The following is a 15,977-nucleotide window of genomic DNA, read 5'->3' as shown; positions in this document are numbered from 1 at the left end:
TAGATTCAGTTCTATAGAGCGCAAAAAAAGAGACATCAAGGGATCTTTCCCTTGGTGTCTCCATGATCTGTTTATATTTCTGATCATTACTTATCCACTTTTAGCGCATCATCCTGTTTCTTGATGAATTCTTCTGGTGTGACGGCTTCACCGAACAATGCCTGAATCTGATTCATGTGTATAGTAGATGCGACTGGCTTCATTTGTGTATCCAGATAAAGAGTTACTTTATTAGCCTTATTTAACTCGTTTAATAGATCAATGAACATTTGCGGTAGCTTGATGGCCGCAGTATCTACTTTGGTAGCCGGGATTACGCCTGCATTGACTACAGAATGCTCTCCCCACTTTTGAACGAAAAAGCTGACGAATTCTTTGGCCTCCAGAGCATGCTTCGAATTTTTGGAAACGAACAATCCAGTACCCGGACCACCGACCCAATCATCCACGTTGCCTTTGCCGCCTTCAACTGTCGGGAACTTGAAATAACCGATGTTGACTTTAAATTCTTGGGCTATATTTGTAGTGGTCGTGAAATCTGGCAGCTCCCAAGTCCCTGTAACGAACATGGCTGACTTTCCGTTCATGAACTGTACCTTGGCTTCATCATTGGATAATCCGTTGTAGCCTTTGATGAATGTGTTCAGGTTTACCAACTCTTGTACTTGTCTTGCAGCCTCTAGCAAGGAAGGATCTGTGAAGTCCTGATCCGCAACAGCTTTATCCATCAGGTTAGGTCCCCCAATACGATCAGCTAGATACATGTACCAGAAGGAAGCCGGCCAACCGTCCTTGCCGCCAAGAGTAACAGGTGTTATGCCATTGTTGTTCAGTGTTCGAATGATCGCTTTGAGATCATCCAAGGTTTGGGGAGGCTGCAGATTAAATTCTGAAAATATTTCTTTATTATAGTAGACCGGAACTATGTTTAGTTCGACAGGAAGGGCATACGTCTTCCCATCAAAAGAGTACCCCTCCGTCGTACCAGCTACGAATTTTCCTTTCAACTCATCCTGTAAAAGATCGTCCACGGCTGCAAACTTATCTCCCCTAACATATGGATCCATAAAGCCTGCTGCCCAGGTGAATCCGATGTCCGGTAGATCGTTGGAAGCGGCAAGTACCTTCAGTTTGCTTTTATACTGCTCATTTTCAAGAACTTCTGTCTTAATGGTGATATTCGGATTAGCTTCTTCAAATTCTCTGATGATTTCTTTTACCATTTTGTTTTGCGCGGAGTTATTGCTATCCGGCCATAGATGCATCATTTTTAAAGTGATTTTCTCGCCGTCGCTCTTACTGCTATTCCCCTTATCCCCATTGCAAGCAGTTGTTATCAACAACAATGTTAAGAAAAGGGTAATGTATAATCCGATCCTCTTCGTAGATATTCCCCCCTTGCCGAGCCGTTATTGGATATTCGCTTCTATACCATTCCTCATGGAAGAACGATACTGCCCTGGACTCATTCTTTCGTATTCCTTGAACAGCTTGTTGAAATATTTAACCGTCTGGTAACCCGTAAGGCTGGCAATTTCCGCTATAGGCAGATTCGTTTTCAGCAGTAATTGCTTCGCTTTCTGCAATTTTCTACGGGCGACGTATTCGCTGAAATTCATCTGGCATTGCTCCTTGAAAAGAGAACTGAAATAGCTCCCGTTCAGATGAACAAGTCCGGCTACTTCCTGCAGGCTGATCGCCTCTTCTATATGCATTTCCACATAATCTATCGCCTGACGGACCGGATCGCTTAATGCGGCATCTTCATCTCTTATGGCCATTAATTGTGGATCAGCCATCTTCCGCATGAAGCCGATATGTTCCTGCTCCTCCCCTGCCTTCAGGGCATTCTCCACAGATGCGATTAGCTTTTCCCGGCTGGCTGGCTTGAGCAAATATTCAACTACGGACAACTGAATCGCTTGCTGAGCATACTCGAACTCGGCATGACCGGAGATGAGAATAACGGATGGCTGACGCTGTATTTTTTTATCCCTTATTTGGCTAACTAAAGAAAGACCACTGATTCCCGGCATGCGGATATCCGATATCATGAGCTCCACCGGTATTTCCTCCAGAATTTCAATAGCCGAGATCCCATTGCTTGCCGTAAGGATTTCATAATGACCGGCTGCCCACACCTCAAGTATTTTCTTCATTCCTTCTCTAGATCTCGGTTCATCGTCGACAATAAGAATTGTTCGGCTTCTCATGGCATTTTGTCTCCTCGAACAGGAATTTTGATGTTTATACGGGTGCCTTGACCTTTTTGACTATCGATGGTCATTGCCGCACCCTGCTCATTCTCTCTCGAAAAAAATAGTTGAAGCCTTCTATGCACATTAGCGATTCCGACGCCGGAATCTTTTGAAGAAGATACCTTTCCGCTATCCAGCCCTTCCACAAGAGAGCGCAGCATCTCCTCGTCCATACCCATCCCGTCATCTTCCACCGTAATGGTGACCCATTCTTCATCTCCAGCAACCGTTAGCTTTATCCATCCCGGTTCAATCTTGCTCTCGACCCCATGCAATACGGCATTCTCTACAAGGGGCTGCAGCAACAGTCGGGGTAACTCCACATTCGAAAATTCAGGAGGAGCCTCAATTTCCCACTCCAAGCGATCTTCAAATCGCATCTTCATAATAAGCAAATATCGCTTTACATGCTCCAGCTCATCCTGTAACTTCACCCATCCCCCTTTACTCGAGCCGGTGATCGTATAGCGGAATAAATCAGACATGGCGACAACATACTCCGCCAGTTGATCTTCATCCCTATCCAGCAGCGACCAGTACAGAACATCTAGGGTATTAAACAAAAAATGCGGATTAATTTGCGCTTGAAGTGCCTTCAACTCCGTATGACTCCGGGATAACTCCTTCTCATAAACCAACTGGATCAGCTCGTTGATATTATCAACCATTTTGTTATAGGAATAATTCAGTTCCTGAATTTCCATAGTGGACGATACATTCTCGATAGGCTTCAGGATGCCTAGACGGGTACTTCTCATAGCTTTGATCAACCTGAACACAGGTCTGGTAATAAGTATAGATAGGAAAAAAGAAAGCAGGGTGAACAGTAAGGTACCCATCAAAGCCGATACGACAATGGTCGTCCGCAAGACCGAAATCCCCTTGGTGATGACGTTAACCGGGGTTAAGATGAGTAGCGTCCATCCTGTCACGGAAGACCGCTGTTTGACAACGATAAAGGACCGTTTGCCGATGGAAACATTCTGATCGTCGGATTCCTCCACCAGCTTTGCTGCTGTCTTTTGTGAAATACTGTCATCGTTAGACGTGATGAACTGCCCATCAGGAGCGAGAAGTAATACTGTTTCTCCGTCCCCTTCCCCGGATAAAGAGTCTTTAAGTGCAAACTTATCTCGGTCTGAGCGAATGAGTAAATACCCTCCAGTTGTGAAATGCCGATCAATAAGGCTGATCTGTCGAATCGCTACAAGCGATGTAGAATCAAGCGGATCAATACCGAACCAAACGAGACTGCCTTCCTTTCTGGTCGCCATTTCAATCCAATCCTCGGGTACCTTATCTCTAAGGGTACTGCCGTCGAGAGGATACAGCCTCACTCCGTCTTTATTATAAAGCTCAACAGATTTGATACCGTCCGTGTAGATTTGGACCAGATTAATAATAGATGGCAGCGCTTGCCGTTCCGTAAAGGTAGCGGGATGACCCTCTATATCGCGTAAAAGGAGTTGCTGAATATAATCGTTAGTCGAGACCAGCGTCGTCAGAGAATTAATCTGTTCGAGAACGCTTTCCAAACGGCCGTTAGCCTGAATCGCGGTTTGCTGAATATGCTTCTCCGCATTGTTCTTGAGTAGCGTCGAGACTGAATGGAACGTAATCCCTCCAACGAACGTCAGAATGATGAGCATGACGGCGAGAAAACCGAGCAACATTTGATTTCGCAGCGTATTTAACTTTAACATCGACAGTATCCGCCGCATGCAGTCTCTTCCCCTCTTTGTCATATGAGCATGAGATGATCGCCCCTATCCGTAAAAAAGTAAGGGCTTTCAACCTTTTCAGTCATTATATTAGCATGTTTGCTAATGATCCGCTTAGAAAGAATTATGGATTCGACAAAAAGAACTAATATTTTCGCCCCCAATACCGACAGGCGAGGTCATTAGCTCCATTTCTAGCAACCTTTTATGTAGGAGTGTCTTACTCCTAATTAAAAAAATCCCGATGATGTATTCATCATCGAGGCTAACTACTTTTTTATTTTCGCCAAAAAGTTGAACAATCTGCCTTGTCCATAATGTTAAACTCAATCATTTTCTCAAGTAATGAGAAATCAACCGGACTATCCCATCGGATCCGTAACAACTGCTTGGTGTGATCATAGCCTGCCCGTACAATTGCATCTGAGAAATGATTAATTCCTGCGATTTCAGGCGCAACAGCCATATGTTGTTTGGATACGCTAAAGCCAATAATATAGGTGTCGTGATCAGTGAACATAGGCTGATTCCACGCAATTTTTGGTTTTAAATCTGTGAATTTCTTAGTTACCCAAGCCAACACCTCTTCCATTCGCTCCCGATGCTGTGGGTTATCAATTTGCGCTAAATAGTCTGCAAAAACCTCCATGTCGATCACTCCTAACCTCAGAATCGCCTTTTGTTCAGGCGTAGTTACAAAAAAACACCCCGTTAGATAATCATATCTAACGAGGTGATAGGGTGCAACTTTTTATAACGTTATGACTTAAGAGTTATACTGTCTTATACACCATTTAGGGTGGAAAATAGAAACATCATTGCTCACTCTAAGAGATGAGGAATACATGATTGTCTCACTTCAATAAGACGGAATATCATTTTAGTTTCACCCTAGTTCAGTCCATTTCGTATTTATCTAGTAACAATAGGAGTTCCAGTCCTACTGCTCATTTTTTTAAATAGTAAGATGGCAAGAAGTAAAGCTATGCTTACAGCGGCAAAGCCCAGCCAATTCAAATATAGGACAGATGTACGACTGATGACTAGCCCGCCTAATCCAGATCCCAGTGCAAAACCAAATTGGATGAACGAAGTATTTACACTAAGGGCAATGTCCGGATTTCGAGGTGCCAGAGTAACCAGATATAGTTGCTGGGCCGGGGAAATACTCCATGTTGCTAACATAAAAATCATTAAAACCAAGATTAATACCAAGAGATTGACACCGGCTAGAGCGAATAAAAGAAGAGTTGCCCCTTGTAACAGGAGTCCGAGACAAATGGTGAATTTCGATCCTTTTGCATCTGCCAATTGTCCGCCCAGCCTTGATCCGACAAAGCTGCAAATGCCCGCCAGGAACAGAACACCGCTAATTTCGGTCATGGAAAGAGAGGACGTGGCTTGCAAGAAAGGCGTAATATAAGTAAACAGTGTAGAATAGCCGCCGACATAAAATAACGTAATAGCCAAGGCCATCAGAATGGTTGGATTTCTTAAAATAGAGAGCTGCATTCTAAGGGTAACCTTTTCTTCTTCTTTTATTGCCGGAACCTTTTTATAGATGATAAATAATGGAAGAACACTTAATAATCCAATTAAAACAAATAGCACTCTCCATCCAAACATCTCACTAAAAAATGTGCCCACAGGAACACCGAGCACTAGCGAACTGCTAAGCCCCATCAAAATGATACCGATGGCATTGCCCCTTTTTTCTCTTTCAACGAGTCGTGTCGCTATTGCCATGGCTACAACAGTAGCGATTCCTCCGCTAGCCCCTTGGATAATACGTATCCATAGTACTGTTTCATAAGCAAGATCTACAAACATAAGTCCGTTGCTGGCAATAAACACACCAAGGGTGGTCATTAGTAGTTTCTTGCGATCTGCATTGATCGTTAATGCAATCAAAACCGGAGCAACAATGGCTGCGGAGAGAGCAAACACAGTCACCAATAATCCAACTTCTGAAGTAGATACTCCCAAGTCCACAGCGATCATCTCAATAACTCCCGTAATAATATATTCAATGGTTCCAATCAGAAAAACAGCCAGTGCCAGAATATAAATGATCCGTTTATTTTTCAATTTCCCCCACTCCACCTTCTTCAGTTATCTATTTATAATGGGAATTTGTATTTCTATGAATTGTGCATCTCGTTCTGGAGATAACGGTAAATATAATTCCCTACCCGATTCGTTCTCCTTGATCTGATAGTTATTTTTCTCAATCCATTTCGCTAAATGAACACAGGCCGCACAATCAAAATTAGAATTTGAGTGGAAAGCCATTGTTGCCATCATCGGTTCAGGAGGAAGAGTCCGTAGCTGAAATGGTTCTGGAAATGATCGCAGCTCACAGGTTAAAAAATACCCGACTTCAAACTCAAACTCATCCTCTTTTCCTTCGACTTCTTTCCACAAAACAACCTGAGGACCTTGAATTAATTGACGAGTTTCCGTCGTTATAAACTGATCAAATTGACGAAGCAAATCCGGAATGTCCTCTTCTTTCCCGCATGCTTTCTGATAAAGAAACAATTGAGCACCCTCTGCTTTGACTCTGATTTCTTGCCCTGTTTCGACTTGCCCCTCTTTTTCTATAAGCTGCATACGCTCCTCAATCCTGACGAGTTTGGCTTGTTCCGTATCGATGATTTGCTGTATTTCGCTTCTTTTCAGCTTAAACATCCCTTGAATATTCTCCAATGTAATATCTTCCTGGAGCAGCTGTTTAATTTGGGGCAATGTAAAACCCAATTCCTTATAGATTAAGATTCGGTTGAGCTCTAGTAGCTGATCTGCGGAATAGTAACGGTAGCAATTATCGTGATCCACCTTTCTCGGCTTTAGTATGCCAATCTGGTCATAATAGCGCAGTGTTTTTAAGGAGACTTTGCTTAGCCTGGAAAATACACTGATTTTGAACAAAATATCATCTCCAATCTATAACATAATGTGAGTATACAGTTTCCCGTGCAGGGGAAAGTCAAGGATGAGAATGCTTTTATAATTCAATGGAATATCCTCCCTAAAATTGCTGAAGTATGCCATTACTTTCGTTTTGCTCATTTTAACAACTCATTTATTCAAGAAATTTCTCTCATGCCAATTGTAGCACTAGCTATAGCAAAACTGTCCTTTAGCGAAACAAAAGGATGCCACTTATCACGGCATCCTCTCGGTATTTATTAATCTATCCTGCCCTATAGCTTATGAAGCAACGTCAATCTAGAACTATGCAAAGCTAGTGATTGCATTTATGTGTCAACTTGAATTTCTCTATCTAAAAAACCGCGGCGTTTCTAAGTGTAGAAACGGCGCGGCATTAGCTTCATATGTGTTACGATGCAGGCGGAATGAACCAGCGCTGATTGGCGCCGCCATTAAAATCCCACTGGACAGCCTGTCCTCCGTCGGATGTCGATTGTCCCGACATATCCAAATACTTGCCGCTACCTCGGTTGATAATATACGACGAGTCACCTCTATCTTGATTGGTTGGAATAATTCTCCACTGTTGGTTCCATCCGCCATTATCCGGCCATTGAATCACATTAGCACCATCGGATGTAGACGATTCGCTGACTTCCAGTAAATCTCCGCTTTCTACGTTTCTGATGTGATAATAGCCGTCTCCTAGAGCTTCCAAATACCATTTTTGATCATTAACAATGGAATTCCAATTAAAGTTCCATTGTATGATAAGCGCGCCATCCGCTTGTTTATCCCATCCACTGACTCCCAATGTTTTATTGCTATTTACATTTATAATGACATGAGGGTTCGGCGTGCCGGCAGCATGCGTCGTCTGAGTAAATACAGCAGGTGCTGCGGATCCAATAAATACAAGTGCCAGAATCGCTATCAACCATTTACTCTTGAATAACCGTTTCATAAGATAATACCACTCCTTTAATTTTCATTTAGTCAGATTTCAACTTCTCCCAATCAAACTGCCATTATAGAAGATTAGAATGTCGCCTCCTTTGTTAAGAAGTAATTAATACCCGTTTCAACAAATCGCATGATGGGGTTCTATTTCTATTGTTTGAAGGCGAGCGGTCGCAATGAGGTTCATAGAAATAGATCTAGAAGAAATCAATTAAAATATAGGTAAATATTACTTAATTATACATTGTTTACAAAATAGATGTCAATTTAAATCCTCTAGGTTAACATGTTAAGCTAGAGAACAATGTTGAAATGGTACATGTCGGAATGTATCCACTGGCGGCGCTGGAGCTGAGTTGCAATGACGGCAAGGTTGTCGAGTCGAGGATTTTGATTTTGCTCCGATGAGTCACTTCTCCTTGACGGAATAGCACTAGCTTGAGCCCTTGTGGCGACTGCAGTTAGTCTAACCCTCTTATTCACTAATCAAAAACCTTATTCCTATCTATATGTAACGGCTTACTTTCATTTAAAAAATTCAATTATTTCGTCCTGATCATCTAAATTCAGCTTATCAAAATTCTCAATCATGTCAGTTTCTTTTATATTAAACTTCCCTTCAGCATTATTTTTCTGTCTCGTTGTTTGTTTCTCACCATATAACAACCAATATAAATCCAAGCTAGGTTTATTATTTATTTCCAATAAAATATCTAAGGCTGGCTTAAATTCACCCTTTTTTAATTCTATCTCCAATAGTTGACATAATAACTCCCTATATAGAAAAATCCCGATGATATCATGAGCATCATCGGGACTGACTTTAGCGGTTCTAAACTTTATTTACTGGTTCCAGACTTCCTTATCACCAGACATTACTACATACCCCATTATCTTCAATCTCCGATACCTTAGCTCCGTTGTTCTTCATTTGGCTGTAGAGTCCGTGAAAATCATTGACTTCCAAGGTAAGTGCACATTGTTCCGTTCCACCTATTTCAATGTAGTTTAGATTTGTCTGCTCAGGAGTCTTAATCAAAAAAATAGCTTGTCCCGAAGGGATACGAAGCTGAGCCTGAAATCTAAGAAGAATAACTTTTTTAAAACGGTTTCCTTCTCACTTATGTGTGTCCGGCAAATATGTCGGCATCTTCGCTTGTTTGATGAGAAGGACGCCGTCGAAATGCCGTTTTAGCTCTAACGGCATCGGCATTTGCACCTGATAAGAGGCTATCATCCGTTCGAACATCCAAGAATTTCCCCGTTCATTTTCCCGATAGCGTAAATCCATGAATGTATATGGCTGTCCTACAGCCGCCAAAATATCTTCCATAGACCCCGGAATAATCGGATTCAACTGAATCGGTTCCCTCGTATTCTCGGCTGCTTGTCCTTCGCCCATAAATAGACCCATGACGTAGCTTTCCTGTTGCAGTTCCTTTGGCATAAGCTCTCCCATACTCTTCGGCATGGTGGAAATCAGAGACTGTGCTTTGCTGATATGGCCATTATGGCCCCATACGATGATATTCTCTTCCGGATAAACTTCTGTCACCAACCATGCAAGGTTGCTGGCCATCGCCCGATCGCGCCATTCCATCATGGACTGAGCGCCGCTATAATCCCCTTGTTCTGTTAATAGATTGGATTGGATGCACAGCTCATTAAATTCCTGAATGACCCGGATTCGATCCTCTAGCGCTCGCTTCATTAACTTGACGATATGCGGCTCATCGGGATAGTCCATCTTCAACGCATTTTCATTCTTAGTCACAGCCTGCAATAGCTCTTCATACACCTTAATCAGCTCAGGCTTGGCCTTACGGAATCCGCTTTGATCCTTGCTCATTCTCCACTTATGAACCTCTTGTTCCGCTTGCAGCGCTCTGTCCTTCAGCTTAATACTTGGAATCCAGTTCGCATTCTGAAAAAGCGGGGATTGCACCTGAATATCGAAGCCCGTCAGTCGCAAAGGCGATTCGCTCTTATGTGTCTCCTTCATGTATTCGAATAGCGGCTTCGTCTCTTCCGTCCACCATACGCCAAATATGGAACGCCTCATCGTATCGGGAGTCGCCGTCTTTTTTATCCGTCCTTGACCAAGGGCTGCATCGCCCAGACCACTCTCAAATGCAACAATGTTAAACCCTAGCGTTTGGTGCATGTATTGAATGAGGCGCGTTTTGACTAGATTAAATTCGGCCACACCATGTGAATTTTCTCCCAAATATACGATTCGCTTATCAGCGAGCAACGGGATCAGTATATCAAGGTCGCTAAATTTGTCCTGCCCAATGGATCCTCCGTTCGAAGACCATGATTCCGGTTGGATCGTCTGTAAGGCATAAGCATGATCCGCGGCCCAACGCTTCCAATCGGATAAAGTAGCCTGATACGATCTTGCTGTTCTGACTTGCTGTTCATTCACCGCTGCTTCCCCATATGCAGTCTTGACCGGGATAACCGCTGATGTTATCGAGGTACTAAGCATGATCAAAGTGAGCGGCATGCACAACAAGCTACGCAGACTAAGGGTATTCGCCTTCCATTTCATTGCATCTAACTCCTTACCGAAAAATAATTTTACGTTCTACTTCAAATATACATTCATTGCACCACACCTTTTTGATCATTATTGCTATCTTTATGTGAACACAATAATATGGATGGAGTTATCCTTTATATACCCGAGAAACAAAGCAATATATATCAAATATGCAGCGGTTGCTTCTGATATTTTATTCTTAAGGAGGTTATAACATGAGCTACAGTCCGATCATCCAAGAGTCGATTGCCTATATAGAGACGCATTTGCCCGAAGAATTGTCACTAGAGAGTATGGCTAAGTTTGCAGGGTTTTCAAAGTATCATTACCATCGGATTTTTCAGCAAGAGGTTGGCGTGAGCGTATCTGAATATATCCGATTTCGGAGAATTGCAAATTCGTCCAACATGTTACTGTTCACAGATGAAAGAATTATAGATATTGCCATTTATTATCACTTTGAGAGCCAAGAATCGTTCACCCGTTCTTTTAAGAAATACTATCAATTACCGCCAGGGCAGTATCGCAAAATCATGGGCAAATTAACGATGCAAAGGGAGGAAATGAAAATGAAAAATGAACAATTATTAAAGGGATGGCAATTAAGCGGGAGTCACCCCTTCAACTATCAGATGGGGATTGACCGGGAAACCTTCCATCAAGGGAGAGCGTCCGGATTTTTAAAGTCGGTTACAGTGGTACCGACGGAAGGCGAATTTGCAACGATGATGCAGCAATTCAAAGCGGACAAATATATGGGCAAAAGACTAAAGCTCTCAGGGTTTATCAAAACAAAAGCAGTGAGAGGGTTTTGTGGGTTCTGGATGCGAGTCGATGATGCTCTTCATGATGTACTGCAATTCGATAACATGAGTGACCGCCCCATTATTGGAGATACGGAGTGGAACCATTACAGCATCGTGCTGGATGTGCCGGATAATAGTGCCGCGATTGCTTTTGGTGTGCTGTTGTCCGGGAGTGGACAGGTCTGGATAGACGGGCTTCAATTCGAGGAAGTGGATACCAAGGTACCTACGACGAATATCGATTTTATGTGTGAACTTCTAGACGAGCCTATGAATTTATCGTTTGAGGAATAGAGAGGTGTTGCAGAATGAATGATGTTAAAAAACAAAACCTTGGCAATGTCATCGGTCTTGTAATCGTTACGATCGTAATGGCTTCAAAGTTTTTGATAGGAAATATATTCGTGAGCTTGGTAAAAGATATTTTTAATTAATACCCGACAGTAAAAGAGTAGTTAGCTTGCACAAGACAAAAAAGCTTACATCCCACACAAAGGTATGCCCCTTAAGCAAGCAGCTTAACCGTTCAATAAAATAAGCAGGCTTCGGCCTGCTCAACAATTTATGCTATTAAACTATAGTATCCAGTTAGTTCAATAAATCTTAACCTCAATCCGCGTGGCTCAACTTACCTGTTAGCCATCCATGTCGCTCACGCGACACCACAGATTATAGAAGTAATTGCGTTCTTCCATGGGAGTTCAATAGAATCAACAGTTTCAGTCCGATGGTATCCTCTTGTCTATGATTCAAGCCACCACTTTCAATCCTATGATAAAATACTTATAAATCCCACTATAGCCAAACGGCCAAAGCGGATATAATCTTACTCTAAATTACTGGAGGTAGCGCTCCGTACTCGGCCCACTGCTCTTTTGTCGGGCCGTAAAGATCCGGCACACGAAGGCCTGCCTGACGCATCAGGACTGTCATCTGACCACGATGATGAATCTCATGCTTTACGAGAACATCCAGCATTAAGCCGTTTGGCCATTGATCACCATACATATCGCTCATGATAAGCAGATTCTCATCTTTCCAACTGGACTGTATAGCATCAAGGAGCGCTTGTGAGGTCCTCTTATAGACTGACGCGATGTCTGCTGCCGAAGCTGGCACCGGCATATCTTCGCCCGGTCCTTCGAAAGACAGTCCCGTCCGAGATGGCATTTCGTGCAACGTCTGTACAAGGTGCCATGCAACACGTCCAAGCGTTCTATGATCGCTTGTTATCTGTTGGCCAAGAGAGTCGTCGGTCAGCATCTCCAGTGTCCGCATTGTTGCTTCCGTTTCATTCTGCCAAGTTGCGGCAAAATCTTTAATGTGTTTATACATATCCAACATCTCCTTTTTGTAATGGAATCAAGTTTATTATACCGAACACTAGTTCTCAAGTAAATATTTACATTTACTTAAACTACCCCCGTTAACCAAACGAAGCTGCCGAAAATCATTTCGCTAATCCCGAAATGTAATTAACTACGTATGGTTAATACTTTTGATCATTTTGTTTACGCTAGCCTCACAGTTAGCTTAAAGAAGATTTTTCATCGAGAGTCATAGTGATTGTTGCATAGTACGAAGATACTGAGCAGTAGACACAAACTGTGAAGGAGTGAAAACGATGCAAGTTAGATTAGAATCTTTTGATAATAAGAGGATTAAGGAAATAGCAGTATTAGAAGGGTAGATCCTGAATCATTATCTGAAACTGAAATCTGGAGTATCGTATCCGCAGCTCTTGTTACATTTAAACGTAATTTGATGGAAGCTCAACGTCAGCAGATTCCCAGTACGAAGAGCGAGGATGATTAATATGAGTTATTTCAAAGCAGAAAGAAAAGGAATTATTTATGTGTGTGAATCATCGAATTGCCAGAACGATACTTTTTTTTGCGATCATAAGCAGCACGTTCTACCTCGAAGATCTTATGTATACAACGACGGCAATCGTTGAACAGACCGTTCGAGACTACATCACCTACTATAACTCAATTCGGATTCAAGCGAAACTAAATAACCAGTCGCCGGTGGATTTCCGACGACTGGCTGCTTAAACTTGCAAGGTGTTTTGATCCCTGTCTCATAAACGGGGGTCAGTCCCAAGTGATCTGCCGGAGATTTTTTTGCCAATCTGCTATTGTACAGGCACTGTAAATTCAAGCTCGGGAATATATACTTTATTTTCTCTGGAGCGGATATACGGCTTTACGGTGACCGTTTTCGGCGTGGCCTCCATCGGCTCAAACATGGTTGTATAGGATAAATAATCTCCTTCACCCGAACCGCTGCCTCCGATAAATGTCGGGGTTCGCCCCTGCTCATCGGTAAGATCAAAATCAATATTAAGGAACCCTGTGATTTTATATTTATCCGGAATCTTTTGCTGAAACTCCCGAATGTCTTCACCGGGCTCACCCCTAATCTCGACAACCAAACGGGTCGTCGTTTGGCTAAGCTCGATTCGCTTGATTTTCATGTGGATATGATCGTGTGTCTTCATCTCTGCCGGGGTCAGCACGATACTGTTCGTATTATTCTTTTTCACCGAAATATTGAATTCGAAATCCTGATTTAGCTTAGCTATTCTGACCACCATAGAAAAATCGAACTCGTCGGGCACCTCTACCGATTCAAAGGTGGTAACAATGAGGGAGTCAGGGGCCTGGTCTCCGCCGGAGGAGATCCCCCAGCTGGTATTTACCGGTTCACCGTTGATAAAAAAGTCGATGTTGTTCACAAGCCCTTCCGGCCCCTTCTCGCTCCCCCACAAATCATAAAAAGTTTCATTCGCGTCCTCCGGCATATCACGGGTCAACACCAAGGATAAACGGCTCCCGTCATACATCAGTTCGGATACACTAAGCGTTACTCCTTGATGGGTAACCGTCTGATGGACAGCTGCAGTCATCCCTTTCTCATTCGCGGTTTGCAGCCCGAGGTCTCCCGCCAATCTGAATACACTGTCTACGAAGGGAATTTGTTTCAAGGTTTGAGCCATCGCAGGTGAAATGAATCCCAGACTGATGAAAATAACTCCCGCAGCCGCCACACTTGCCGTTGTAATCATAACATTCCGCAGCCAGCGGCTTTTTTTCTTGACAGAGACAGGCTTCGGAGGTACGCTGCTCATCATTTGATAGGTTTGCTCCATACGGACACGTACTAATTCCGGCATCTCTTCAATCCTCTGCTCTTTCAAGATTCCCAGATCAAGCTCAAGTTCCGGATTGCTCATGCGTTCACCTTCCTTTCTGCGGGGTCTGCAAGCCATCCATATAACGTTTTCCTTGCCCTGTGCAGCCGTGTCTTGACCGCGCTCTCGGACAGCTCCATGATGTCTGCAATCTGCTGCAGCGGAAGATCCTGAAAATAATGCAGGATAATGATCGTCCGCGACACTTCCTCCAGCCGGTAGACCGCTTCGCGAAGGTCGATAGCTTCAACTTCGGTGGAAACCGTTTGCCTCTGGGGTAGCTCGGCCATAGTGATATTCTGCGCACGCTTACGTAAAATCAGATTGCATTCGTTGATCAAAATACGAAACAGCCATGTTTTGAAAAAATAGGGGCTGTGCAGCGTTGAAATGGCCTTGTAGGCCTTCAATACCGTTTCCTGCATCGCGTCTGCACAATCCTCATCCTTCTTCACAATCGATTTCGCCACATTGTACATTTGCAGCTCCAGCCTTTTCACAAGATGGATGAAAGCTTCCTCGTCTCCTTCCTGCGCGCGCCTGACTTCTTCCTCTTGATCAATATCCAACCGTCAGCCTCCATTCTCTATGAGGTCTTATTGTTCATTCGTTGTCACTGTTTCTGCTGATTAGATGTATGAGACGGGTACAAGGTTACATCTATATTCTTAATCTTCAAAAAACTGCGGCTGGCATTTTCGCTAAATGCCACAATCAGAACAGTATGCCAAGCCGCGCATTTTTCCCGGAATTTTGGACTGACAGGGGCACCGGATCATGCCGGATTCCAGCCCGAAATGAGAAACTTAAGCTCGGGAGAGACGCAGGAACGTGCCAGACCTCCCAATTAAATGCGATTCTGCATGCTAATTTCGGCCAAATCTCTTTATTCCGGTAATTATAGGCAAATCTGCACAGTACGAAGATATAAGGGAGTAGGAGTATCCCTCCTCTCCCAACAGATAGGACGCAGTTGACACAAACGGGTAGTAAAGGAGGGATAGTACGGTGAGAAAACTCAGAAGGCAATCGTGTTCTATTAGCGTAAAATCGGTTCTCACTTTACTTTCATCGGGAATAATTCCGAAAAAGTCGTATACCAATCAGTTCGGTTGGATTTAATCATTGCCAATGCTTCTTTCAATGCAATCTTTGTCAGAGTTCCTAACTGTGTATAGTTGATGATACTTCTTCTTAACCAAATATCTGCCAAAGATTCTCCTGCACTGGCTCTTATCATGTGATCGAATGAAGCGTCATTTGCTACTTTCATAAGAATTTGTATCACTTCATCGTCATCAAATTTGGATAAATCCATAACGGCATCGTCAATTTCGTCATCTCTTGAAGTGTCGTTGTATATAACCGATATCAACATTTCTTTATCTGTCTTCACCGCTGTCATTCCTTTCAAAATTATACCGAATTTAATGTTGCTCTAAACTGCCCGTTAGCTTAATCAAGCAGCGTCAGTCTAATACTTTATTTTCCGAGTCTACAACTTTATTTGCTGAATCTAACACTTTATTTTCTCCTCACAGTAAAGCCTAATTTTAC

The 15,977-nt window shown here is 43.0% G+C and carries 16 protein-coding genes; 2 read left to right on the top strand and 14 right to left on the bottom strand.

The genetic code is table 11. The features are described from left to right. Positions 1-86 precede the first annotated feature (86 nt). From MKX60_RS07345 to MKX60_RS07300, 10 genes are all read right to left on the bottom strand, one after another. Positions 87-1,346, bottom strand: a complete 1,260-nt coding sequence (locus MKX60_RS07345; protein WP_445670746.1) for an extracellular solute-binding protein — start codon at positions 1,344-1,346, stop codon at positions 87-89. 63 nt (positions 1,347-1,409) lie between these two features. Then, positions 1,410-2,213: a response regulator transcription factor gene (locus MKX60_RS07340; RefSeq protein ID WP_076285547.1), complete on the bottom strand. Its 804-nt coding sequence runs from the start codon at positions 2,211-2,213 to the stop codon at positions 1,410-1,412. Then, positions 2,210-3,979: a sensor histidine kinase gene (locus MKX60_RS07335; protein WP_076285548.1), complete on the bottom strand. Its 1,770-nt coding sequence runs from the start codon at positions 3,977-3,979 to the stop codon at positions 2,210-2,212. The genes MKX60_RS07340 and MKX60_RS07335 overlap by 4 nt, the downstream gene beginning before the upstream one ends. A gap of 277 nt (positions 3,980-4,256) precedes the next feature. Beyond that, positions 4,257-4,628 carry an iron chaperone gene (locus tag MKX60_RS07330; RefSeq protein ID WP_341059429.1) on the bottom strand — a complete coding sequence of 124 codons (372 nt, stop codon included), beginning with the start codon at positions 4,626-4,628 and terminating at the stop codon, positions 4,257-4,259. A gap of 263 nt (positions 4,629-4,891) precedes the next feature. Continuing rightward, positions 4,892-6,067, bottom strand: a complete 1,176-nt coding sequence (locus MKX60_RS07325) for an MFS transporter (RefSeq protein ID WP_076285550.1) — start codon at positions 6,065-6,067, stop codon at positions 4,892-4,894. Between the two features lie 24 nt (positions 6,068-6,091). After that, on the bottom strand, positions 6,092-6,910 hold the full coding sequence (locus MKX60_RS07320) for a MerR family transcriptional regulator (protein ID WP_341059428.1): 819 nt from the start codon (positions 6,908-6,910) through the stop codon (positions 6,092-6,094). Between the two features lie 412 nt (positions 6,911-7,322). After that, the gene (locus MKX60_RS07315; RefSeq protein WP_076285552.1) at positions 7,323-7,877 is read right to left on the bottom strand and encodes an RICIN domain-containing protein; all 555 of its coding nucleotides are present in this window, start codon (positions 7,875-7,877) and stop codon (positions 7,323-7,325) included. A gap of 521 nt (positions 7,878-8,398) precedes the next feature. Next, positions 8,399-8,629: a hypothetical protein gene (locus MKX60_RS07310; protein WP_339267361.1), complete on the bottom strand. Its 231-nt coding sequence runs from the start codon at positions 8,627-8,629 to the stop codon at positions 8,399-8,401. A gap of 109 nt (positions 8,630-8,738) precedes the next feature. Continuing rightward, the gene (locus MKX60_RS07305) at positions 8,739-8,912 is read right to left on the bottom strand and encodes a hypothetical protein (protein WP_179086751.1); all 174 of its coding nucleotides are present in this window, start codon (positions 8,910-8,912) and stop codon (positions 8,739-8,741) included. Between the two features lie 78 nt (positions 8,913-8,990). Next, complete coding sequence (locus MKX60_RS07300; protein WP_341059426.1) at positions 8,991-10,427, bottom strand: erythromycin esterase family protein; 1,437 nt, start codon at positions 10,425-10,427, stop codon at positions 8,991-8,993. A 206-nt stretch (positions 10,428-10,633) separates the two neighbouring features. On the opposite strand from MKX60_RS07300, the gene MKX60_RS07295 reads away from it, so the two are divergent. Beyond that, positions 10,634-11,518 carry a helix-turn-helix transcriptional regulator gene (locus tag MKX60_RS07295; RefSeq protein ID WP_076301018.1) on the top strand — a complete coding sequence of 295 codons (885 nt, stop codon included), beginning with the start codon at positions 10,634-10,636 and terminating at the stop codon, positions 11,516-11,518. 537 nt (positions 11,519-12,055) lie between these two features. On the opposite strand, the gene MKX60_RS07290 is transcribed toward MKX60_RS07295, so the two are convergent. Beyond that, a complete protein-coding gene (locus MKX60_RS07290) occupies positions 12,056-12,559 on the bottom strand; it encodes a DinB family protein (RefSeq protein WP_341059425.1) in 504 nt (167 codons plus the stop codon). 524 nt (positions 12,560-13,083) lie between these two features. Between MKX60_RS07290 and MKX60_RS31665 the strand changes: the two genes are divergently transcribed. Further along, a complete protein-coding gene (locus tag MKX60_RS31665; protein WP_445670745.1) occupies positions 13,084-13,281 on the top strand; it encodes an IS3 family transposase in 198 nt (65 codons plus the stop codon). 80 nt (positions 13,282-13,361) lie between these two features. On the opposite strand, the gene MKX60_RS07280 is transcribed toward MKX60_RS31665, so the two are convergent. The 3 genes from MKX60_RS07280 to MKX60_RS07270 all read right to left on the bottom strand — a co-directional run bounded on the left by MKX60_RS07280 (position 13,362) and on the right by MKX60_RS07270 (position 15,816). Further along, positions 13,362-14,462 (bottom strand): DUF4179 domain-containing protein, encoded by a 1,101-nt coding sequence (locus tag MKX60_RS07280; protein WP_076285556.1) that lies wholly within the window; start codon positions 14,460-14,462, stop codon positions 13,362-13,364. Continuing rightward, positions 14,459-14,983 (bottom strand): sigma-70 family RNA polymerase sigma factor, encoded by a 525-nt coding sequence (locus MKX60_RS07275; protein WP_076285597.1) that lies wholly within the window; start codon positions 14,981-14,983, stop codon positions 14,459-14,461. The genes MKX60_RS07280 and MKX60_RS07275 overlap by 4 nt, the downstream gene beginning before the upstream one ends. Before the next feature lie 494 nt (positions 14,984-15,477). Further along, positions 15,478-15,816, bottom strand: coding sequence for a hypothetical protein (locus tag MKX60_RS07270; protein ID WP_341059424.1), 339 nt, complete (start codon positions 15,814-15,816; stop codon positions 15,478-15,480). Positions 15,817-15,977: the final 161 nt, after the last annotated feature.

This window comes from Paenibacillus sp. FSL R5-0914 (assembly GCF_038004525.1).
Taxonomy (GTDB): Bacteria; Bacillota; Bacilli; order Paenibacillales; family Paenibacillaceae; genus Paenibacillus_AQ.
Note: the sequence above shows the minus strand (reverse complement) of the source record. Positions and strands in the feature narration are given on the sequence as shown.